Origin of the sequence: Anabaena sp. FACHB-83 (genome assembly GCF_014697485.1) — a bacterium.
GTDB lineage: Bacteria > Cyanobacteriota > Cyanobacteriia > Cyanobacteriales > Nostocaceae > Nostoc_B.
This window is the reverse complement of record NZ_JACJRY010000047.1, coordinates 1-21,634: the sequence shown is the minus strand read 5'-3', so window position 1 is coordinate 21,634 and position 21,634 is coordinate 1. Positions and strand designations below refer to the sequence as shown.

Sequence of the window (21,634 nt, the reverse complement as noted above, 5' to 3'; positions counted from 1 at the left end):
AATAAATTTATACTTTTCTATTATGTCTTTGCAAATATTTAACTATTTTTATGTATGTCTAAATAGTTAGAATGAAGAGCGATCGCTTGAATATCCATCTGGGCGATCGCTTGAAATTCTAGAGGAAATTATGTTGACTATTTATCATCAAATCATTTCATGCTACCAGTGAATGTAAAAAATAATAACTAACCATTAACCTGATTTAATCTTTTGATAATCAAGTTTATACCGTTGTGGATTGAGAAAGGGTTTACTAAACTACTGATATCCGGCTGCTTGCAACAAGAATAACTTGGCGTAAATTCCCCCCGATTTCAGTAACTCTTCATGGGTACCTTGTTCCTTGACTTCGCCATGTTCAATCACCACAATTTTGTCAGCCATTCTGACAGTAGAAAAGCGGTGAGAAATCAAAAACACCATTTGATTTTCCGTCAAGGTACGAAAATGATTAAAAATTTCAAATTCAGCTTGAGCATCAATAGCCGATGTTGGTTCATCTAAAACTAAAATATCTGCTTGGGTACGCATAAAGGCACGAGCAAGAGCAATTTTTTGCCACTGTCCGCCAGATAATTCTTGTCCACCTTTAAACCAGCGTCCGAGTTGAGTTTGAAAGTTTTGAGGTAGTTTTTCAATAAAAGAATGGGCTAATCCTTTTTGGGCTGCAATTTGCCAACGATGTTTATCTTCGAGATTTTTCACGTCACCAACACCAATATTTTCACCCACTGTAAATTGATAACGCACAAAGTTTTGGAAAATCACACCAATGCGCCGCCGTAAAATATCAACATCCCATTCTTGTAAGTCCAAACCATCTAATAAAATCCGCCCGGAATCGGGTGTATAAAGTCGAGTCAGGAGTTTAATTAAAGTTGTTTTACCAGAACCATTTTCACCCACAATTGCGAGTTTTTCCCCTGGTTGTAAATGTAGGGAGATATTTTTTAAAGCTGGTTTATTACTTCCAGGATAAGTAAAAGAGACATTCTCAAAGCGAATCCCATCTTGAGGAAACAAACCTTTGGTAGCGTAACCCCAAGGTTGAGTAACTTTTTCTTCTAAGAAGTCGTAGAGATTCGATAAATATAAGTTATCCTCGTACATCCCACCAATGGAAGTCAAAGCGTTAGAAAAAGTAGACTGTCCTTGACGAAACACGGTGAGATACATAGTCATATCTCCCAACGAAATTTTTCCCGCCACTGCTTCTAAAACTATCCATGCGTAGGCAATGTAAAAAGCAATGGTACTGACTAAACTTAACAGATATCCCCACAGTCCCCGACGCAGAGTTAAGTCTTTGTCTTCGCCGAAAAGTTGATGAAAAACTTCGCGGTAACGTGCTAACAGCATTTCTCCTAGCTGGTAGAGTTTGATTTCGGTTGCAAAGTCTTCCCGTGCTAAGAGATTTTCGATGTAGTGTTGTTGACGAGTTTCTGGCGCACGCCAACTAAATAAGCGAAAGGCTTCACCTGCAAATCTAGTTTCGGCAATGAACGCAGGCATGGCTGCTACAATTAAAACTATGACAGCCCAAATGGAAAACTTCACTAACAACACGCCGTAGGTAACGAGAGAAAGGGCGTTTTGGACTAAGCCAAATGTGCGGTTGACGAGAGAAAGGGGACGAACAGAGGCTTCGCGCCTAGCGTTGGTGAGTTTATCGTAAAATTCTGAGTCTTCAAACTGATGCAGTTCTAAAGTCAGGGCTTTTTCTAAGATGAGAACATTTACCCGTTGACCAAGTAAAACTCGTAGTAAAGATTGACAAATAAGCAAACCGCGCTGACTACCAGCTAATAAAATAACTGCGATCGCTTCTAAAGCAACATACCATAAAGGGTGATAACCAGTGACTACATTACCTTGCGCCGCCAATAATACAGCATCTACAATCAGTTTACCGATGTAGGCGATCGCAGCTGGTAAAAGTCCAGCCACTAAAGTTAACGTCGCCAAACTCAACGTCAAACCACGGCTGGTAGTCCACACTAAATTTATCGCCCGTCCACTGTAGCGAAAGACAGACAGAGATTGTCGCAGAGTGTTTCTTACTTTCTTAGTCCCCATTATTATTCTTATAGCGTAAAAACACCGAGTTGGGGTGATAAGTTAGATAGATTCACTTATAACAAATGACTCTAAACTCAACACAACGTATACTACTGATACATTCTGCCTGTAGCTTGATATGAGCCTGTGCATCAACCCCTTTTGTTCTAATCCACAAAACCCGGAGAATGATAATCACCGCTTTTGTCAAAGTTGTGGTTCCCAAATACTTCTAGAAGACCACTATCGGGTTATGCGCCTGTTAAGTGATAAAACTAGCTTTGGCAAAATCTATGAAGTTTACACCAGAAATACGCCCAAAATTCTCAAAGTTTTAAAAGAACACCTCAACGACCATTCTAAAGCAGTGGAACTTTTTCAGAAAGAAGCCAATGTTTTGAGTCAATTAAATCATCCAGGAATCCCCAAGATTGACGGTTATTTTCAATATCAAACCAGTCATGGATTCAAACTCCATTGTTTAGTAATGGAGAAAATTGATGGAGTTAATTTAGAAGAATGGTTACAACAACAAAGTTATCAACCGATTTCCGAAAAACAGGCGATCGCTTGGTTAAAGCAATTAGTTGAAATCTTAAATATAGTCCATAGTCAAGGCTGGTTTCATCGTGATATCAAACCAGCCAACATCATGCTGCGAAATAATGGTCAATTAGTGTTAATTGATTTCGGCACTGCGAGAGATGCTACCCATACTTATTTAGCCAAATTAGGCGAAGGTAATCGCATTACAGCAGTATTTTCAGCCGGGTATACTGCACCAGAACAAGCCAGTGGTCAAGCTGTCCCCCAATCAGATTTTTTCGCTATTGGTAGGACTTTTGTTTATTTACTCACGGCACAATATCCACTGAGATTTTACAACGCTCGTGAAGATGTTTTAAACTGGCGTTCATCTGCCAATGTGTCACCAAAATTTGCCGATTTCTTAGATAATTTAATGGCGAGAAAAGCCGCAGATAGGCCACAAACTGCGGAAATTATTTTACAGCAGCTAATCCAACTAGAACAGGCAACCATACCCAAAACCACCCAGACTTCTAGATTTCCTAGAATCATCACTTTTGCTACTCTCTTGTTTTTTGGTGGAGTATTGAGTTATGGTTTATTTCAATTACCAAAACTGCCATTTCTACATCATAACCAAATCGAGCATCTGCAACTAGATAAAACTCTTAACGCTCATACTAACTACGTTAAAACCCTAGCAATTACTCAAGATGGTAAAACTTTAGTGAGTGGGAGTAGTGATAAAACCATCAAATTTTGGAACTTAGCAGATAACAGTTTAATTCGAGAAATCTCGGCTCATAATAGTGGCGTAATTGCTTTGGCTATTAGTCCAGATGACCAAATTTTAGCCAGTAGTAGTAATGACCAGAGCATTAAAATTTGGAACTTGGCAACTGGGCAATTAATTCACAAGCTTAAGGGACATGAAGGTGCTGTTTGGTCAATAGCGATTACACCCGATGGACAAACTTTAGCTAGTGGTAGCGGTGATAAAACTATCAAGCTGTGGAACTTAAAAACTGGTCAGTTAATTAAGACTCTTCGTAGCCATACTAGTTCTGTAATGTCATTAGCAATTAGTCCTGATGGCAAAACATTAGTTAGTGGTAGTAATGATAAAACCATTAAATTTTGGGATTTAGCAACTGGTGAACTAATTCAGACAATTCCTGCTCATGATGATGCTGTGATTTCTCTCGCTATTAGTAGAGATGGACAGACTTTAGTCAGTAGTAGTAACGATAAAAACATTAAACTTTGGAATTTAGCAACAGGTGAATTAATTCAGACACTAACAGGTCATAACGCAGATGTTTTTGCTGTTGCCATTAGCCCAGATGGTAAAACTTTAGCCAGTGGTAGCGGTGATACCACAATTAAATTATGGAATTTGAGTGATAGTAAACTAATTAAGACATTGACGGGTCATACTACGACTGTTTATTCTGTAATTTTTAGCCCCGATTCCCAAACCTTAGTTAGTGGTAGTAGTGACAAAAGTATCAAAATTTGGCGAATGCAACGATGAAATATTTATGAGATAAACTCAACAGGAAATAATTAAATCAAGTTGAATAAATATATTCTGTAAAGTTTTTAAATCTCATGTTAATCTGGAAGATGAGATTTAAATTGGTGCATTCAATTTATTTTAGTAGCAATATAGGACTCATATTTGATTTCTGAAAAAAATCAGTACACCCACAAAATGCTCTTTTCTACTCCACACTCCCAGCTTTTACAGATAATTTCAACAATCAAAGCGGATTCCTATAGGCTTATATCTTAGCTCCAAAACAACTTTTCGTTAATTATGTAAAATTATTTATGGAACCTAATAATTACAGAATTGAATACAAATTCCATTCAATCATCATTGCAGAGGAATCATTAAGCCGCAAAGCTTATTACTACAAGATTTATGGCGAACTGTGTCATAACAGTGGATTTGCTAATTCTGTTGAGGAAGCAGAAAAAGAAGCGAAAGAGAAAATTGATGAAAAATTTAATCTTATCGATAAAAAAGCAGCATTACACAGATATTCCGTAATGCGTGATTTTGAAAGCTTTGTTGAGACATTATTACATCAACAACCAGAAATTTCTCAAGAACTTGCTTATAACGTAGCTGCTCAATTAGCTTTAGCTTCAACTTTAAAATATTTTACTAAAGAAGTATTAAGCAGTGATGTCAAGGATTCAGGAACAGTAGATGCTGGTGGAGAACTCAACACAGATAACTTGCCACAATAAACTAGGATTCTATGGCAAATCAACATTCAGTATTTTCTGCCAGATGGCTGAAGAAAGAGAGATAGTACTTGTGTTACCTTAGTAATACTTGCAAAGCAAAGCAAAGTCGTTGAATAATTGAGAGGAAAAAATTATCGTAGTCCAAAAGCAGCTAATTAACTCGCAAATTAAGTCACCTCAAGTCTTCTTGATTGACCATGAAAATAATAATCGTGGTTTGATAGCCACTTCTGAGGCTCTCAGGTTAGCCGAAAGTGTTGAGCTTGACTTAGTAATAGTCTCCCAGAACGAAGATACTCCAGTAGCTAAGATTCTCAATTATGGCAAACTTCAGTATCAAAAGAAGAAACGCCAAAGTTCAAGTGCTAGACCTACTGTAAAAGAAGTTCGCTTCCGTCCGAATGTTGGTGCGGGTGATTATAATTTGCGTATTAGTCAAGCACTTCAGTGGTTAAGTAAAGGCGATTCAGTAAAATTTGCTATTCGTTTAAGGGGTCGAGAAAATCAATATCGTCAGCAGGCTGGGGATATGCTAGACCGTATTGTTAATGATTTGGGTCAAGCTGGTAAAGTCCAGTCCCTTGATAAACGCGCACTAGTTGTTCAAATTATGCCTGTTTAAAATATCTTCAGTGTTTTACTAGGTAAAGCATGAAACCGAAGTAGTTTTTTATGGTAGGTGCTGGTAGCACAGCAGATTCGATGTTGATGAAGTACAGCAACTGATTGAAAAAAGTAATGAGTAATGAGTAAGAAATTTACTTATTACTCATTACTCATGATGTGCCTCACTTACTTTAAAAGTGCTGTAAATTTAAGATAGTTGCTATCAGCACTATATAAGACCTAGAGAACGCTGAATGGCTTAGATACTACTCACACAAAAGTCAATATGAGCGCGAATAGCTCGCTCGTAAACTACAGTCTGCTGTGTGCGTATTCCTACAGCCTGATATACCAACTTAATTTCTGGGAAGTTACTCCAGTACATCAAAAAAATGTCTTTAGCAGGAGTAATGATTTCGTAATTATTCTCTTGTCTTTTTTTTCTAAGTTTACAATTATTTAGTTGTAATTTTTGTCTAAATAATTTTTCAAATTCGGGAATTAAGTTTTCAGTAGCTTCCATACTTGATACACCTGGTAATTGGTTATTTGGAAAAACACGATTCTCGATTCTGGAATGTTAGTGGATATGACATTCAGCCATTTAATATTAAAGGTTTTTCCTTTTGACTTGTTGTACTAGTACTGGTCGTGGTTGTATAAGACTACATATCTCTAAAGAATGCCTGAGAAAAATTTAATCAATAAAATGCTTCTATATTATGGCGAAAAGCAATTAAAGCGTGCTGACCTTGCTCTTGTTTGAGGACACAAAGGATTGCATCTGATGTTTCTAATGAAACTATGGTCTTGATTTCGATATTAGTGTTGTAGCCTGCTAAGTCTGCCAAGCGTCTTCCGTGACCGCCTTCACCTTGCACTTGATTAATTGTATAGCCACTGACGTTATGGCTTTTGAGAAGCTTCACAATCCGGTCTTTCAGGACAGTTTCACCAATAATAGTAACTAAAACAGCAGGCTCAACGGGAGGGGTTGAGTTTGACATAGAGAACTCCAGAAATTAGATTTTATACCAAATTGGAGAATGATTGTGACAAATGGATTGCCCAAAAGCTTACCAGTAAACACTTTCTCAATCCAAAATCTAAAATCCAAAATGGTATTAGCTGATTTTCCAGCCCAGTTTTGTATTAAAAAGGCTCAAGCATTTCTGCCTAAGCCGGTAATAAATGCAATTCGGATGCTGGATTAATGGGTTAGCTGCAAGAGCTAATTTGATAAAGCCTTAGTAGCGGTTTCTACCACCGTAGCCCCCGCCACCACGATTACCACCGCCAAATGAACCTCTATCTTCTTTTGGTTTAGCTTTATTTACTTTGAGGTCGCGTCCCATCCATTCAGCGCCATCAAGGGCTTCAATAGCTGCTGTTTCTTCAGCATCTGTACCCATTTCCACAAAACCGAAACCGCGCATCCGACCTGTTTCACGGTCTGTAGGTAACTGGATACGCTTGACTGAGCCATATTCTGCAAAAACAGCACTCAGACTATCTTCTGTAACTTCATAAGAAAGATTGCCTACATAAACTGACATAGATTGTCTCCGAAATCATAGATGTGTAGAGATTTAGGTTTCGGAGAAAAGTCTGTAAATACCAAAAGGAAAAAGCCTGTCAATAATAAAAACAAACGCGGTCGCCGAATTAACTCTCACTTCCTAGTATGACATAGCAAGCAGTGATGAGGGGTGAGTTACTAAAAGTGTTATATAAAGTTATGTAAGCAATGGATGACTCCGTGTAGGTGATGAAATTTGGTGCTGGGGACGGCTAGGTTTACCTAACTATTCAGGCTGATCTTTAGCAGGTAGAGCTTTTCGCAGTACTATATAATCGCAAAGCTATCTCTCCAAAGGTAGATTGACAATGATCTCTAGACGACAAACCTTAGTTAAATCTGATATTCAACTTTCTTATTTAGAGTGGAATCAAGGTCAAGAACCTTTGTTGTTGTTACATGGTTTAGGCGACCATGCACTTGTTTGGTCTAGCTTGGGCGCATATTTAGCGACAGATTACCACATAGTTGCGCCAGATATGCGCGGTCATGGTGAAAGCAGCAAACCAGAAAAAGATTATAGCTTTGAAAGTGCGATCGCTGACCTCGAAGCCCTCATGGATAAATTGGGATGGTCTTCCGCCCATGTAGTAAGTCATTCCTGGACTGGTAAATTAGCTGTAATCTGGGCTAGGCAAAACCCCCAGCGAGTGCGGAGTATGGTTTTGGTTGACCCGATTTTCATCTGGAAAATGCCCGAATTCTTCAAGGCGACTTTTCCCTTCTTGTACCGCTTTTTATCCTTTCTCAAAGGGATGGGGCCATTTGCTAGTTATGTTGAAGCCGAACAAATCGCCCGACAATTAAACCAATATCAAGGTTGGAACGAACTACAACAGCAGGTATTCCAAGGGGGAATCGAACAAAAACCGGATGGGAGTTGGGGTAGTAAGTTCACCATAGCCGCCCGTGATGGCATTTTTGAAGATGTGATGCGCGTACCGGGCTTTATCAACCCCATCGATACACCCGCCTTGTTTGTTAAGTCCGATAAAGGTCTCAACCGCCAAGAATGGCAATTAAAACCCTATAAAAACAATCTGAAAAACTTACGCCTGTGTCAAGTTCCGGGAAATCATTGGCCTTTTCTGACTGAACCCGACTCATTTAACCGGACTGTGGCTGCTTTTTTAGCAGAGTGTAAATGAGTAATTTGTCATTGGTCATTGGTCATTAGTCATTTGTCAAAATTTCTGGACTTTTGACTTTTGACTTTTGACTTCTGACTTCTGACTTTTGACTTCCCATGAGCCTTTGTATAAATCCAGTTTGTCCTAAACCGAACAATCAAGATAACGATAAACACCGCTTCTGTCAAAGTTGTGGTTCTCCGTTAGAATTACCGGGGCGTTACCGTGTCATTCGCTTGTTGAGTGACAAAACTGGCTTTGGCAAAGTCTATGAAGCACACACCAACGATACGCCAAACATCCTCAAGGTACTGCGCGAGGAACTGTCAAATGACGCAGCAGCTATTAAGATTTTTCAACAAGAAGCGACTGTTTTAGGTCAATTACATCATCCCGGAATTCCTAAAGTTGATGGTTATTTTCAATATCAAACGCGCGATGGTTTGATATTACACTGCACAGCGATGGAAAAAATCGATGGTTGGGATTTAGAACAGTGGATGAATCAACAACAATATCGTCCTATTTCTCAAACCCAAGCTATTGCATGGTTGCAACAATTAGCCGAAATTTTAAATTTGGTACATAGTAAACAATATCTGCATCAAGATATTAAACCATCTCATATTAAACTGCGGTCTAATGGGCAATTAGTTTTAGTTGATTTCGGCACATCGCAAGCAGTCAGCAGGCAATATCTGGCGCAATTTAATCATGGTGGTGAAATGACATCAATTATTTCATCGGGCTATGGTGCATTAGAACAAATGCAAGGTCAAGCCGTACCACAATCAGATTTTTTTGCCTTGGGACGTACCTTTGCATTTTTATTAACCGGGCGACATCCTTTAGATATGTATGATGCACGGAAAAATTTGCTGCAATGGCGAAATTTTTCCGCTCATGTCTCACCAGGGTTGTTAGATTTAGTTGACTGGTTAATGGCAACGAATATTACAGATAGACCTAAGAATGCTCAAGAGATATTGCAGCAGTTGGGAGAAATTGAACAACAGTATGTGAAGTTGAATTTAACTAGTAATCTACAAGAAAAATATTTTTCTCCTACAGTTGCCAAAACAGAAATAGGAGATAAGCTGCCTTTAATTGCATTTTTAGCAGCATTAATGGTGTCATTAAGTGTAATTAGTGTCATGGCTTTGGGGATGCGATCGCCTAAAATTTCTACCCTCATTACCCAAACCCAAGCCCCTGAAGCAAAAGGTAAAATCGAGTTTTTTGGTTATCAAGAAGGTAGAGATAGTCAAGGTAAAACCGCAGAATTTAGCATTGCTATTTTATCAACAGAATATAAATGGCTGTTAAATAGCAGTTTCCAAATTAAATATAATGACCAAGTTGTAAGTGTTGATTTTTTAAAGTTAAATCTTGAACAAGAAGGTATTCAGAAAATTATGGAATACCCTACAGAAATTATTTCTGTGGGGACAGCAACTTGTGAAGGTAATTTAGTTGTTGCCCAACGTCTCGCCCTCGAACGTGCCAAGCAACTGCAATTATTATCCCAAAAATTATTTAAAAATACATCTAGTGTCAAAGGTTATCGCTTATTAAATCTTGGTCAATTTCAGCGCGGTAAATGCCCATCTAATCAAGATATAACAGATTATCAAAGCAGTATTATCATTATTGGGATACGCAAGAAATCTAAAGGGGTAATTGTTGATGAAGCTCTGAGATATCGGTTAATCAATCAGCCCTTCGCTGATTTTAAATTAGATGATTATTCCTTGGGATCAGTTGATAAATTTACAACTATTCCCCAACCTATATTAATTAGAGGTAGAGCAGCCAATAAGTGGTAGGTTTTCAACACTCAAGCTCTACTCGCCAAAGCAGACTTTTTTTGACAATTGCCGTTTACTAGCAGAAGTGATACAACAAAGTAGCTAAGTAGTTCTGTAAAACCTAGAAAATATCAATATTTGAGTTATGGCAGAGTATCAAAAAATTGAGTATCGCATTGGTAAAGACGGCAAAATTACCGAGACTGTGATTAATGGTTCTGGTGTAAGTTGTACCAATGCAACATCGGGAATTGAGGGTGCTTTAGGAGAGGTAGAAAGCCAAGAACTGCTTCCTGAATATTACGAAGGAGAAGAAAACGTTACAGGAACAGAACAACAGTCTCTCAAGCAAAAATAGGAGGGGCGGAAATGATTGCAGATATCCAAGATATCGGAATGTTTTCTGTAGAAAGCTTGGTTGTGATGGCGATCGCAACTTTTTCGCCACTATTGATAATTCTAATGATCAATGGTGCGAAAATCCTGCAACTCAACAAACAATCTCAAATTCAACTCCTAGAAGCTGAAGTCCTCATCTGGCAAGATAAATACTCAGAATTAGCCCACAAACTAGCCCAAATTACTACTGAAAAAGAAGCACTACACCAAGAAGGCTTGCGACTGCATCAAGAATTGCAACAGCAGCAACTTCGACTCACCGAAGAGTTGCGCGTTACCACCTTTGAACAATTGCAGACATTACTCACCAACTATCCCAGCATTCATCAAATGGTGAGTGTGAAACCTGAATTACCTGCAAAAAATCTCCTTTCTATGTTTACCCCTCTAGATAACCTCCTTGGTAAATGGGGTTACGAACTCATTGGTAAACCTTGGGAACAAGTACCTTATAATTCCCAACTTCATCAACCAGACAAAACTGATATTACTGAAGGTGAATTGGTTTACATCCGATTTGTCGGCTATCAGCATCAAGGTAAAATTCTTTGTCCAGCTAAGGTGAGTCGGACTTTGCCGGGGGGGAGGTGAAGGAAGGGGGATGAGGGAGACAAGGGAGACAAGGGAGACAAGGGGGACAAGGAGGATGAGGGGGATAAGTCTGTAACAATGACCAATGACAAATGACCAATGACAAATGACTAATAACTAATGACTACAGTAATAATTGACTTTGGTACGAGTAATACTGTTGTTTGTACCACAGACTTGATTACGCAAAAGCCGCGGACTTTGCGATTTGAGGGGATGTCGCGGCGGTTTGAGGTGGGGACGGAACAGGTAAGTGTTGTACCAAGTTTGGTGTTTGTTGAGGGACAAAATAGCATTTTGTTTGGTGAAGCGGTACGCGCTAAACGCTTGGGGTTTTCCCAGCCGGAACGCTGTTTTCGGGCTTTTAAACGAGACTTAGCGGCGGATTTTGTCCCGCCTCCGCGACTGTTGGATGGTAATAGTTATAGTGCAGAGATCATTTCAGAATTGTTTCTGAAGGAGATTTGGCAGCAAGTTGAACAGCAGTTGCAGCCAAGTCACGTTATTTTTACCGTTCCTGTAGGTGCATTTGAAAGGTATCTTGACTGGTTTCGGGACTTGGGCGATAAACTCAATATGCCCACAGTGCAAATTGTGGATGAATCAACAGCCGCCGCCCTTGGTTATGCCGTCAAGCGTCCTGGTAGTGTGGTTTTGGTGGTGGACTTTGGTGGCGGAACTCTGGATTTAAGTTTAGTGCGGACTGTGAGTGTTGCAGCCGAACAGCAAGCCATACGCGCGGAAGTTCTCGCCAAGTCGGATGCTTTTATTGGCGGTGTCGATATTGATACTTGGATTGTAGAACATTATTTACACAAAATCGGTTCTTCCCGTGAAGAAGTCGGGGAAATCGGTTTTATGAATTTATTGGAAGTAGCAGAAAGGGTAAAAATTCAACTTTCGACAACAGATTTAGCCAAGGAAGCTTGGTTTGATGATGAAAATTTTATGTCCCATGAATTGCAGTTACATCGGGAAGAGTTAGGCGAAATTTTAGAAAATCAACAATTATTAGAACAGTTAAGACAAGCCATCGATGAAGTATTAGCGATCGCACTTGCTAAAGGTATCAGTAAATCATCTATAGAACAAGTGTTACTCGTCGGTGGTACTTGTCAAATCCCCGCCATTCAACAATTAGTAATTTCTTATTTTGGTAGACAAAAAGTCAAGTTAGATAAACCCTTTGAAGCTGTCGCACATGGCGCATTAGCATTAAGCGAAATGGTAGCAGTTGATGATTACCTCCGCCACAGTTACGCGATTCGCCTTTGGGAACCCCACAGCAAAACTTATTCTTATTTCACCTTAATTGAAAAAGGAGCAAAATATCCAGGGGCGCGTTCGGAAGCTTTAACATTGCAAGTAGCCACCGAAGGACAGCGAGAAATTCGCCTTGACATCGGTGAAGTAGCCGAAGTTTCCCAAGCGGAAGTTGCTTATGATGCACAAGGCAGAATGACGAGTAGTCACTTAATCAAACAAGATAGCTATCGTTCCCTAGAAACCCATCATCAACAAGTATGTGTCGCTTATCTTGAACCACCAGGACAAACCGGAATTGACAGAATCCAAGCACAATTTGAAGTCAACGAACAACGGGTGTTAGTAGTAACAGTTAAGGATTTATTGACAGGGAAAATGTTAGTAAATAGAGGTGCGATCGCTAAACTCAAATAATCTTCTCTCTGCGCCTTGGCGGTTCGTTTCAAAAATAATATTAATTTAGTAAATTGTAATGCCAGAAAATCAGAACCAACCAAAACAATATGACGCTGTTTTAGATACTCAAAACGCTTACTTGATAAGTATTATTTATTTTTACCTTTGACTTGTTGTACTAGCTAATTAAAACGCTAACATTTAATAGTAATTTAATGTGTAGCTGCAAACAAAAAATTATGACTCGTCGTCATCTTTTGCAAGAAGGGCAATCTTACACATTTCGCTCCTATTTTGAAATGCCTTACGAAGCAGACGAAATTTTAGCGGAATTGGGTTATAGTTTGCTAAAGACACGAATGGAGTTACCACGTAGCGATCGCAATTTAGAACGTTTGCCAGAATTACAACAGCGAATTGATGAATCTTTACCACTAGTTAGCTTGAGCAGCGAGACAGCACGACGTGAAACACTTGTAGCACCTACATTGCTGGAAGTTGCTCGTTATTGTCAATGTCAAATCAGGATTGAGTATTCATTGACAGTAAACAACTGGTTAAAAGGTAATTTAGATTATTACCTGAAAAGCAATCTAAGTTTATTGGTAGTTGAAGCGAAAAATGATGACTTAACTAGAGGCTTTACGCAGATGGCAGTAGAGTTAATTGCTATTTCTGAAGTAGAAGAAGGTGATATTTTTTATGGTGCAGTAACAATTGGTGATGCTTGGCGTTTTGGTCGTTTAGAAAAAACAAAGCAGCAGATTTTTCAGGATATTTCGCTGTATCGCATTCCCGATGATTTGCCAGATTTAATGAAGATTTTGGTAGGAATTTTAGAATCAAGTAGTAGCGTTTGATAAGATTCGTGCTTTTCCAGGAAAAAAAGTTGAATGAAAATTGCGATCGCCTAACCTTAGTAATGGGGAATACTAAGTAGTAGGCTTAATACTAAAAACTTGATGAAAGAAAATTATAATCGCCCCAGAGTGTATGATGCTGTGCTTGGTGGTCAAGAAAATGCCCCTGCTGGTGCTGTAGTCTTAGGAGGACTAGAAGGTGTTAAAAGACGGTTGGCAAATCCAATAATTGAACAAAAAATTGCCGCACTAGAAGAAGCACTCAAGTATGGCGAAGCAGGTTTAGAACTGGTAATCTGGGCGTTAGAAGATAGATTGTGGAAAGTCCGCCAAGCAGCTTATTCCCTACTTGCTTCTCGACCAGAACCTATAGTGCAAGAAATACTACAAGAATATAGCCATAAAATTGACAGATATGATGCTTTTGTGGCGATGGCGCGTGCTGGCGGCGTGTCTGATATCGATACACTAATGGATAATTTAGAACACGATCGCAATAGCGCCACTTGTAAGTTAATTGACTTTACACTTGGCTTAGTTGATACTCATGAAGGTAAAGACAGAATCCGACATTACCTGTTCAACGGTACACAGATACAACGTAACTATGCAGCACTTTACTTTAAACGACGGGGGATCACAGATATTTTACGAGAAGCAGTAAGCCGGGGCTGTATTGATAGAGTGCAAGCCTTCTCCAAATAACAACCGCAATGTCAGAAAATTTCAATCAACCGCGAGAATATGATGCAGTTCTGGGTGGAAAAATCCCACCGCCAAAAGATGGAGTGGTTTTAGGTGGTATTGCAGGTGTGAAACGGCGTTTGACTAGTGCTGTCTCGGTAGAAGAACAAGTTCTGGCTGTTGCGGAAGCGTTAAAATATGGTGAAGCGGGAATCAGGCTGGTGTTTGAAATTATCAATCCTGAATCGGAAAAACTGCAATTAACAATATCATCACTGCTGGGACAACAAGCATTAGCAAAATTACAATCCTCTTTAGACACCGAACCTCCCTTAATCTCTGCGGTTGGCGCAAACTACAGTAATTTACAAAAATTACTGGCTGCGGGAAAATGGCAAGATGCAGATCAAGAAACTGCCGCTATGATGCTGCAAATTTGCGATCGCACACAACAAGGATGTTTAGATCCCACCGACATTGAAAAATTTCCCTGTGCAGACTTAAACACCATTGAAACTCTCTGGCAAAAATATAGCAATGGCCGCTTTGGCTTTGCAGTCCAAACTTATATTTGGCAAAAAGTTGGCGGTACAGCTAACCCTGACTGGGAAGCTTGGTGTCGCTTTGGTAAAGGTGTGGGATGGTTTTCTCAAGGTAGTTGGCGTTATTGGAACGATTTGCAATTTGGTTTAAACGCTAATGTCGGACATTTACCCCGTGGTGGTGCATTTATCGGTTGGGGTTTAGGTGACTTTTGGACAGGTTGCAGAACCTTATCTGCACTTGCAGAGAAATTAGCCAGATGTAACATCATCTGAAATTTGGGAACACTGGTATTAGTCAGGACTTACACATCAATACTATCTGTTGAGATTGGGTGTAGAGGTGCAGGGGTGTAATTATTCAAAACCCTTATACCCTTCCCCAAAGCTTTAATTTTTAGTTTTCCTGCGTTAGTCCTAATTAGTATCGAGGAAACAATAATGCCAGAAAATCTCCAGCAACCGCGAGGATATGATGTTGTGCTGGGAGGACAAACACCACCTCCTGTAAATGGGTTAGTTCTCGGCGGAATTGAAGGTGTTAAATATCGCCTGTTAAGTAATAATCTGGAAGCAAAAATCGCTGCGATCGCACCAGCAATAGATTATGGTGATGTAGGTGTAGAGTTAGTCATTCAAAGTTTGCAACATGAACCAGTAGAGTTAAAAGCAGCAGCATATAAGTTATTACATCAAAGAAAAAAAGTTAGTGCTGAACAAATTATTGCCGAATTCAATTTATATCATTATCAATTTTTTGAATGCTTAACTACTTTTAGTGGACATACATCAGATGTATGTGGAATCGCATTTAGTCCCGATGGAAAAACTATTGCTAGTAGCAGCCACGATCAAACTATTAAATTATGGCATATTCAAACAAGCCAATTAATCTGCACATTAAGCGAAGGTTTATCAGCACCTTATGGACTGGCATTTAGTCCAGATGGCAAAACTTTGTATGCTAACGATTGGCAGGAAATCAAAATTTGGAATTTAGAAAACCAGCAACAAATTCGCACACTCAAAGGTCATACTGACGCTACTTTATCACTTGTGGTTGCTCCTGATGGCACTTTAATTAGTGGTAGCCAAGATAAAAATATTCATGTTTGGCAACAGCCTCATTTGGGAAAATACTATAAATTAGGTAGTCATCCTTGTCACGTTTGGGGAATGAATATTGTTAAAGTTGCTCTGAGTGCTGATGGTCAAATTTTGATTAGTGGTAGTACTAATGATAGGACAATCAAAGTTTGGGACTGGAAACGCAAAAAACAACTCACAACTCTAGGATATGAAACATTTGGTTTAAATATTTCGATGCCAGGAATTTCTTGTATTGCTATTAGTCCAGATGGCAAAATTGCTATTGCTGGAGGAGAAACTCAACTTGATGTTTGGGATATCGAAACAAGCAAGAAAATTTATACACTTACCCTAGAAGCCGATAATGATATTCATTCATTATGTGTTAGCCAAGATGGTAAGACTTTGTTTGGTGGTTTAAAGAATGGTGTGATTAGAATTTGGAATTTACTAACAGGTGAAACCATTCACAATTTAGAAGGACATTTAGGGATTGTTTGGTCTATGGCTTTGAGTCCTGATGGCAAAACTCTTGTTAGCACCAGTCTTGATAAAACTATCAAGATTTGGGGTATATCAGGGTAAATTCAACACAAATTAATTATGTCCACCTTGCCACAACTACTCTAACTGTTCCATCTTCCAGCACTTCATCTGCTTCAATTGTAAAGCCTTGCGCCTCAGCTGATGCCATCAAGGCGTGATATCCATAACGCTGCATCAAGGTATTTAACCAAGACTGATTATATTTTCTGCGATCGTACTCAGAAATAATTGCTTGAAATTGACCGTTTTCTTGGCGCTTAAAGCCGATGTCATTACTCGAAGAACCAACATATTGTTTGCGAATAATCACTTCTGCACTTTCAGGACGCACATCACCTTGATAACCATATAATGCCTGTGCTACTTGGTGATGTTCAACATTTTTAAACCCAACATCTGCCAAGGCTTTAATTAATGCGTCTGAATTTTTAATTTGAGTTTTGATGCTAGTAAAGTGTGACATATTTTGTGCTGAATATATAGCTATTTTCAATATATTAAGCGAGAGGAAAAAATAATTAACCGCAGATGGACGCGGATGAATTTGGTAGAGGTTCAGATACTCGACTTTTTCGAGAAGTCGGGTATCTTGATTCTCACGAATATAATTAAACCCAACGCCCAACTACTACCCGCACAGTGCCATCTTTTAATACTTCTTCATCTTCAACATTAAAACCTTGTTCTTGCACTGTTACCATTAAAGTTTTATAAGCATATTTGTGACTAATTGAGTTAACAAATTGTTGTTGATTAATTTTTGCGCCCCAAAAATCGGCTACTATTTCGTAATTCTCCCCATTGCGGCGAAAGCCCAAATCATAACCGTTTTTTTGGCGAATTACATACTCGGCTTGAGTGGTATTTCCTTGATATCCACGAACATTAGTATTGCACTCAACTTGATAGCCTAGTTCTTGCAAAACTTCATGCAGAATTTCACCGCGTTTGATTTGTACTTTGATGGTTGTGAAATGAGACATAATTCCAATTTTGGATTTTAGATTTGGGATTTTGGATTAAAAACGAGGCGCAGAAAATAAATAGTTTTTCTATTTTAATCGACCTCTAAAGGGCCAATGCCTTTTTGGTTTGAGTATTGTTTTAATTCCTCCACTAATTGAATATCATTGGACGCTGCCCTGGCACCGGCTTCTGCTGCCCATTGCTTTAAGGCTTCGATTTGGTCACGGGCGATCGCAGCTAAGGGTACAGTCTGCGCTATTGCCTGTAAAATATCTTCTGTATTGAAGTCTCGTCTTTGTCCTTCTATTCTTGTGGAAAATGCTTGGTGCATAGCATCAATAATTACTTGTTCGATTTCCGCACCACTGAAGTTTTGTGTTTGTTTCGCCAAGGAAATTAAATTAAATTCTCGCAGGCGGTTGGGACGTAACCTTTGCAAATGAACTTTAAAAATCTCTTGGCGTTCTGTTTCTGTTGGTAAATTCAAAAAGAAAATCTCATCAAATCTGCCTTTGCGTAACAACTCGGCTGGTAATATCTGCACATTATTGGCAGTGGCGACAATAAAAACTGGGCTAGTTTTCTCCTGCATCCAAGTAATTAAACTGCCAAATACCCGCCGCGATGTACCTGAATCCCCATCAACCCCACTGGTAATATTGCCAAAGGCTTTGTCAATTTCATCAATCCACAATACACAAGGGGCCATTGCTTCGGTTATCTGAATCATTTGGCGGACTCGGCTTTCGCTTTCACCGACAATTCCACCAAACAACCGTCCAGAATCTAACCTCAGTAGGGGTAAACGCCATTCATGGGCAATAGTTTTCGCTGAAAGAGATTTACCCGTTCCCTGTATTCCCACCAGTAACATCCCCTTGGGATTAGGAATACCGTAGCGTCTGGCTTCTTCGGTAAAAGCATCTTGGCGCATCAATACCCATTGTTTGAGTTGATCTAATCCCCCAACGCGCTTGAGTGATTCTTGGGGTGTGAAAAACTCTAAAATGCCTGTTTGGCGAATTGCTTGTTTTTTTTCTTCTAATACACCATCAATATCAGACTCATTTACCTGCTGTTTGGCGGCTAAAGCTTTTGCCAAAACCCTAGAAATGCGAGTGCGGCTTAAACCTTGACAAGCTTTAATTAATTGTTCTCGCGCCAAGCCTGCAATATTTAATTTATCTGGAACGACTAACTGAGTAATTAAATAATCGATTTCACTGACGCTGGGTAAGGGAAAATCAACAACTGTCACCTCTTGCAGTAGTTCATCGGGAAGTTCTAAAGTATGACTGGTGGTGATGATGGTTTTACGCGATCGCTTTAACTCCCGTGCTAAGTTTCGTAATTCCCTAACAATCGGTGCATTCTTCTCAGTGGTAGGATTTTTCACAAACGGATGCAAATCCCGCAGCACAAACATTGCTGCTGTTTGCGAGTCAGCTTTCGCAATGCGTAATAAAGCCGCCATCACAGAACCTTTATCCGCACCATTATCACTCCAACCCCGCACAATATCCCAAAATAACACCTGTCGCTGAGGCGCAGAACGCGCTGCAACTTGCAACAGCACTTCTTCTACAGGTTCTTCTTCCACAGAAATCACATACAGTAAGGGATACCGCGCCCGAATCATCAAATCAAGTTGTTCTATCAAAGAAGCGTATTGCTGATTCTCGCTGCTATGAGTTCCATTTTGTGGCAAATTGCTCATCTCTCTTTAGGGGTGTGCGTGGGGTGTCAGGGTGATGAAACGCTAATTACTTAATTGATTCCTCAAATCTCCAGCCTTCATTCATTATAGCATTGCCTCTGTATCTGATTATACAAACAAAAACAGCAAACAGATTGATTCTGGTACTCCCAATCTCCCCTTGTCTCCCTCATCTCCCTCGTCTCCCTTGTCTCCCTTGTCTCCCTTCCCTCATCTCCTAACTCTCCGTTGCCAACCAAGCACGTAAAACCTCCGCCACCGTCCAAGCCTGGGCAGTACAGCCGCGCGGAGTCATTGGTGCATCGCCATCAAAAATTTCGCTGAGATTGCCAACACCGGATGCTGTGAGATGATTTGCCATTGGTTCTAAAAATTGCCGCGCCTGTTGTGGATTTTTGTAAACCCGCAAATGGGCAAGGACGAATGGCCCTAATAACCAACCCCAAACTGTTCCCTGATGGTAAGCACCATCACGCCGATACTGATTGCCACCGTATATTCCCTGATATTGTGGATGTTCAGGTGAGAGCGATCGCAATCCATGAGAAGTCAGCAACATTCTGCCACAAACTTCTACCACGCCTTTTTGTTGGGTAGGGGTGAGGGGGCTTTCTGGTAAGGATACAGCAAAAATTTGATTTGGACGCAACGCCCCATCATCACCATCAGGACTATCAATCACGTCATAGCAGTAACCCAAAGCCTCGTTCCAAAAGCGGGAAAATCTTGCTAAGGCGCGGTCTGCCATTGCTTCATATTCTTGATGCGGTTTACCCAGTTGACGGGCAAATTTAGCCATTGTGCGTAGGGCATTGTACCACAGGGCATTGACTTCTACTGGTTTGCCAATTCTGGGTGTCACTACCCAATCGCCGACTTTGGCATCCATCCAAGTGAGTTGTGTACCTATCTCACCTGCATAAAGTAAACCATCGGTGGGATCAAGGTGGATACCATAGCGTGTACCGCGACAGTGCCAATAAATAATATCTGCCAGTACGGGAAACAGTTCACTGAGTAAATGATCGTCATTGGTGGCATTGTCATAGGCGCGAATTGCCTCAAAATACCACAGTGTCGCATCGACTGTATTGTATTCTGGTTCCTCGCCAACATCAGGAAAGCGATTGGGTAGCATTCCCTGATTGACATACTTGGCAAAAGTGCGGAGAATTGCCCGTGCTACCTCTGGGCGACCAGTGGCAATTGTCAACCCAGGTAAACTAATCATTGTGTCCCTTCCCCAATCACTAAACCAGGGATAACCAGCGATGATGGTTTTGCCGTGAGATTCTTCTGGTACAGAACGATCAACAATAAACTGATCAGCCCCCAATACCAAATGTTTAATCCAGGCGGGAGACTCCTGTGCTGTGATGGGTCGATTACTCTGCCACAGTCCTAATAGTTTTTGTTCTTGAGTGCGGCGTAATTTGAGAGCCGTTTCACCATGTAAATCAATTTGTTTTTCTGTGCTGGCGACAAAGGTAACTGTTTCCCCAGGATGGAGAGTCACAGCGAAGGTGGCAGCGTGGAGATGGTCTTCTTTGTCGTTTAAACCGCGATCGCGTTCTACTGCCAAGTCAAAGTCATAATACCAGTTGTGAACGGGTGTAGAACTGGCTTTGTCACTCAACAAATAAAATGGTGTAGCACTGGGATCAGCCGTCACACAAATTCCTTGTTCCACCGCTTCCACCAACATTTGCCAACCGTTGCTGTGGGTGTCGCTGTGATAATCGCGGTAGTTGACCATTGCTTTGAGGGTTAGTTGCAAAGGTTGGGTTGCACGCCGCAGAATGTATTGGATATATGTAGTGTTTGCGCCCAACTGCATCCAAATGCGCTTTTCTAGCAAAGCATCCGCCACCGCCAACCGCCACAGGGGAATTGTCCCTTCTAAGGTAAAAGATTCAATGTGTCGATAACCTTGGGGACTCACAGTTTGATTTGCCCAGCGATTTGTATGTAAGGGATAAGTGCGATCGCCATACAATACAGTTTCATCTAGTTTTGCCAACAGTAAGGTGCGACCTAAAGGCGGGTGTAAAGCGGCAATGAGTAAGCCGTGATACCGTCGAGTTAGTAAACCTGCCACCGTGCCAGAAGCATAACCACCAATGCTATTGGTCACTAACCATTCCCGTGTTTCTGCGATTTCGAGATTGCCGCAGATTTCCCGCCCAAATTCCATACACATAAGGCAAACTGATTGATTTTTTAGGTGATAACCAACATCTATTGACTACACAATTGTTTTATAGCAGGTGATAGGTGATAGAGTTACAGGCCTCAACTATATCGCTCTTTAATAACTATAAGCAGAGGAAAATAAGAAAACATCAGAATTTGAAAAGTGTGGAAGATCGCCTCGCATTTGATTTATCAGATAAATTAAGGTTCAGAACAAATCAGACTACAAAACGAAGAAAAAAGCCCTCCAAAATGGAGGGCTTTTTTCTTCACTCTTCTACTTTACGAGGCTGTAACATTGCTATCTCAGAAGATTAGCCATTGATAGCAGGAGCAGAGATAGCAACAGGAGCTTGCTCACCAGCAGCCAAGTCTAAGGGGAAGTTGTGAGCATTGCGCTCGTGCATGACTTCC

Annotated in this window: 20 protein-coding genes and 1 pseudogene; 12 read left to right on the top strand and 9 right to left on the bottom strand. The window is 40.3% G+C overall.

The window, feature by feature from the left end; all coding sequences use genetic code 11:
- Positions 1–261 precede the first annotated feature (261 nt).
- Positions 262–2,079 (bottom strand): ABC transporter ATP-binding protein, encoded by a 1,818-nt coding sequence (locus tag H6G79_RS30280; protein ID WP_190593924.1) that lies wholly within the window; start codon positions 2,077–2,079, stop codon positions 262–264.
- Positions 2,080–2,200: 121 nt separating this feature from the next.
- Between H6G79_RS30280 and H6G79_RS30275 the strand changes: the two genes are divergently transcribed.
- The 3 genes from H6G79_RS30275 (at position 2,201) to infC (ending at position 5,470) form a co-directional block, all read left to right on the top strand.
- On the top strand, positions 2,201–4,123 hold the full coding sequence (locus H6G79_RS30275; RefSeq protein WP_190593923.1) for a serine/threonine-protein kinase: 1,923 nt from the start codon (positions 2,201–2,203) through the stop codon (positions 4,121–4,123).
- A gap of 299 nt (positions 4,124–4,422) precedes the next feature.
- The gene (locus tag H6G79_RS30270) at positions 4,423–4,848 is read left to right on the top strand and encodes a hypothetical protein (RefSeq protein ID WP_190593921.1); all 426 of its coding nucleotides are present in this window, start codon (positions 4,423–4,425) and stop codon (positions 4,846–4,848) included.
- 130 nt (positions 4,849–4,978) lie between these two features.
- The gene (gene infC, locus H6G79_RS30265; protein WP_190593956.1) at positions 4,979–5,470 is read left to right on the top strand and encodes a translation initiation factor IF-3; all 492 of its coding nucleotides are present in this window, start codon (positions 4,979–4,981) and stop codon (positions 5,468–5,470) included.
- Between the two features lie 243 nt (positions 5,471–5,713).
- Here the strand turns inward: infC and H6G79_RS30260 are convergent, their stop codons facing one another.
- The 3 genes from H6G79_RS30260 to H6G79_RS30250 all read right to left on the bottom strand — a co-directional run bounded on the left by H6G79_RS30260 (position 5,714) and on the right by H6G79_RS30250 (position 7,010).
- A complete protein-coding gene (locus H6G79_RS30260; protein WP_190593919.1) occupies positions 5,714–5,977 on the bottom strand; it encodes a hypothetical protein in 264 nt (87 codons plus the stop codon).
- A gap of 178 nt (positions 5,978–6,155) precedes the next feature.
- Entirely contained in the window at positions 6,156–6,461 is a 306-nt protein-coding gene (locus H6G79_RS30255) for a P-II family nitrogen regulator (protein ID WP_190593917.1), read from the bottom strand.
- A gap of 240 nt (positions 6,462–6,701) precedes the next feature.
- Positions 6,702–7,010 carry an RNA-binding protein gene (locus tag H6G79_RS30250; RefSeq protein WP_190593916.1) on the bottom strand — a complete coding sequence of 103 codons (309 nt, stop codon included), beginning with the start codon at positions 7,008–7,010 and terminating at the stop codon, positions 6,702–6,704.
- 331 nt (positions 7,011–7,341) lie between these two features.
- On the opposite strand from H6G79_RS30250, the gene H6G79_RS30245 reads away from it, so the two are divergent.
- The 9 genes from H6G79_RS30245 to H6G79_RS30205 all read left to right on the top strand — a co-directional run bounded on the left by H6G79_RS30245 (position 7,342) and on the right by H6G79_RS30205 (position 16,383).
- Positions 7,342–8,181, top strand: a complete 840-nt coding sequence (locus H6G79_RS30245; protein WP_199332992.1) for an alpha/beta fold hydrolase — start codon at positions 7,342–7,344, stop codon at positions 8,179–8,181.
- Between the two features lie 98 nt (positions 8,182–8,279).
- Positions 8,280–9,989, top strand: a complete 1,710-nt coding sequence (locus H6G79_RS30240) for a serine/threonine-protein kinase (protein ID WP_190593914.1) — start codon at positions 8,280–8,282, stop codon at positions 9,987–9,989.
- Positions 9,990–10,116: 127 nt separating this feature from the next.
- Positions 10,117–10,329, top strand: coding sequence for a DUF2997 domain-containing protein (locus tag H6G79_RS30235; RefSeq protein ID WP_190593912.1), 213 nt, complete (start codon positions 10,117–10,119; stop codon positions 10,327–10,329).
- An 11-nt stretch (positions 10,330–10,340) separates the two neighbouring features.
- Entirely contained in the window at positions 10,341–10,961 is a 621-nt protein-coding gene (locus tag H6G79_RS30230) for a molecular chaperone GrpE (protein WP_190593910.1), read from the top strand.
- A gap of 120 nt (positions 10,962–11,081) precedes the next feature.
- On the top strand, positions 11,082–12,641 hold the full coding sequence (locus H6G79_RS30225; RefSeq protein ID WP_190593908.1) for an Hsp70 family protein: 1,560 nt from the start codon (positions 11,082–11,084) through the stop codon (positions 12,639–12,641).
- 221 nt (positions 12,642–12,862) lie between these two features.
- Positions 12,863–13,483: a hypothetical protein gene (locus tag H6G79_RS30220; protein ID WP_190593907.1), complete on the top strand. Its 621-nt coding sequence runs from the start codon at positions 12,863–12,865 to the stop codon at positions 13,481–13,483.
- Between the two features lie 102 nt (positions 13,484–13,585).
- The gene (locus tag H6G79_RS30215) at positions 13,586–14,188 is read left to right on the top strand and encodes a hypothetical protein (protein WP_190593905.1); all 603 of its coding nucleotides are present in this window, start codon (positions 13,586–13,588) and stop codon (positions 14,186–14,188) included.
- An 8-nt stretch (positions 14,189–14,196) separates the two neighbouring features.
- Positions 14,197–14,985: a GUN4 domain-containing protein gene (locus tag H6G79_RS30210; RefSeq protein WP_190593904.1), complete on the top strand. Its 789-nt coding sequence runs from the start codon at positions 14,197–14,199 to the stop codon at positions 14,983–14,985.
- 165 nt (positions 14,986–15,150) lie between these two features.
- Positions 15,151–16,383, top strand: coding sequence for a WD40 repeat domain-containing protein (locus H6G79_RS30205; protein WP_190593903.1), 1,233 nt, complete (start codon positions 15,151–15,153; stop codon positions 16,381–16,383).
- A gap of 16 nt (positions 16,384–16,399) precedes the next feature.
- Here H6G79_RS30205 and H6G79_RS30200 read toward each other — a convergent pair whose 3' ends face one another.
- The 5 genes and pseudogenes from H6G79_RS30200 to H6G79_RS30180 all read right to left on the bottom strand — a co-directional run.
- Entirely contained in the window at positions 16,400–16,807 is a 408-nt protein-coding gene (locus H6G79_RS30200) for a DUF1257 domain-containing protein (protein WP_190593902.1), read from the bottom strand.
- 145 nt (positions 16,808–16,952) lie between these two features.
- The gene (locus tag H6G79_RS30195; protein WP_190593901.1) at positions 16,953–17,327 is read right to left on the bottom strand and encodes a DUF1257 domain-containing protein; all 375 of its coding nucleotides are present in this window, start codon (positions 17,325–17,327) and stop codon (positions 16,953–16,955) included.
- Between the two features lie 74 nt (positions 17,328–17,401).
- Positions 17,402–19,027, bottom strand: a complete 1,626-nt coding sequence (locus H6G79_RS30190; protein WP_190593900.1) for an AAA family ATPase — start codon at positions 19,025–19,027, stop codon at positions 17,402–17,404.
- Between the two features lie 217 nt (positions 19,028–19,244).
- Positions 19,245–21,227 carry an amylo-alpha-1,6-glucosidase gene (locus tag H6G79_RS30185; protein WP_190593899.1) on the bottom strand — a complete coding sequence of 661 codons (1,983 nt, stop codon included), beginning with the start codon at positions 21,225–21,227 and terminating at the stop codon, positions 19,245–19,247.
- Positions 21,228–21,534: 307 nt separating this feature from the next.
- Positions 21,535–21,634, bottom strand: a pseudogene (locus H6G79_RS30180) (photosystem II protein D1); the annotation flags it as partial.

What these genes read in the sequence shown, in the direction of transcription:
- H6G79_RS30280 (WP_190593924.1), bottom strand. Translation starts at nt 2,079, where the DNA reads ATGGGGACTAAGAAAGTAAGAAACACTCTGCGACAATCTCTGTCTGTC.
- H6G79_RS30275 (WP_190593923.1), top strand. Translation starts at nt 2,201, where the DNA reads ATGAGCCTGTGCATCAACCCCTTTTGTTCTAATCCACAAAACCCGGAG.
- H6G79_RS30270 (WP_190593921.1), top strand. Translation starts at nt 4,423, where the DNA reads ATGGAACCTAATAATTACAGAATTGAATACAAATTCCATTCAATCATC.
- H6G79_RS30260 (WP_190593919.1), bottom strand. Translation starts at nt 5,977, where the DNA reads ATGGAAGCTACTGAAAACTTAATTCCCGAATTTGAAAAATTATTTAGA.
- H6G79_RS30255 (WP_190593917.1), bottom strand. Translation starts at nt 6,461, where the DNA reads ATGTCAAACTCAACCCCTCCCGTTGAGCCTGCTGTTTTAGTTACTATT.
- H6G79_RS30250 (WP_190593916.1), bottom strand. Translation starts at nt 7,010, where the DNA reads ATGTCAGTTTATGTAGGCAATCTTTCTTATGAAGTTACAGAAGATAGT.
- H6G79_RS30245 (WP_199332992.1), top strand. Translation starts at nt 7,342, where the DNA reads ATGATCTCTAGACGACAAACCTTAGTTAAATCTGATATTCAACTTTCT.
- H6G79_RS30240 (WP_190593914.1), top strand. Translation starts at nt 8,280, where the DNA reads ATGAGCCTTTGTATAAATCCAGTTTGTCCTAAACCGAACAATCAAGAT.
- H6G79_RS30235 (WP_190593912.1), top strand. Translation starts at nt 10,117, where the DNA reads ATGGCAGAGTATCAAAAAATTGAGTATCGCATTGGTAAAGACGGCAAA.
- H6G79_RS30230 (WP_190593910.1), top strand. Translation starts at nt 10,341, where the DNA reads ATGATTGCAGATATCCAAGATATCGGAATGTTTTCTGTAGAAAGCTTG.
- H6G79_RS30225 (WP_190593908.1), top strand. Translation starts at nt 11,082, where the DNA reads ATGACTACAGTAATAATTGACTTTGGTACGAGTAATACTGTTGTTTGT.
- H6G79_RS30220 (WP_190593907.1), top strand. Translation starts at nt 12,863, where the DNA reads ATGACTCGTCGTCATCTTTTGCAAGAAGGGCAATCTTACACATTTCGC.
- H6G79_RS30215 (WP_190593905.1), top strand. Translation starts at nt 13,586, where the DNA reads ATGAAAGAAAATTATAATCGCCCCAGAGTGTATGATGCTGTGCTTGGT.
- H6G79_RS30210 (WP_190593904.1), top strand. Translation starts at nt 14,197, where the DNA reads ATGTCAGAAAATTTCAATCAACCGCGAGAATATGATGCAGTTCTGGGT.
- H6G79_RS30205 (WP_190593903.1), top strand. Translation starts at nt 15,151, where the DNA reads ATGCCAGAAAATCTCCAGCAACCGCGAGGATATGATGTTGTGCTGGGA.
- H6G79_RS30200 (WP_190593902.1), bottom strand. Translation starts at nt 16,807, where the DNA reads ATGTCACACTTTACTAGCATCAAAACTCAAATTAAAAATTCAGACGCA.
- H6G79_RS30195 (WP_190593901.1), bottom strand. Translation starts at nt 17,327, where the DNA reads ATGTCTCATTTCACAACCATCAAAGTACAAATCAAACGCGGTGAAATT.
- H6G79_RS30190 (WP_190593900.1), bottom strand. Translation starts at nt 19,027, where the DNA reads ATGAGCAATTTGCCACAAAATGGAACTCATAGCAGCGAGAATCAGCAA.
- H6G79_RS30185 (WP_190593899.1), bottom strand. Translation starts at nt 21,227, where the DNA reads ATGTGTATGGAATTTGGGCGGGAAATCTGCGGCAATCTCGAAATCGCA.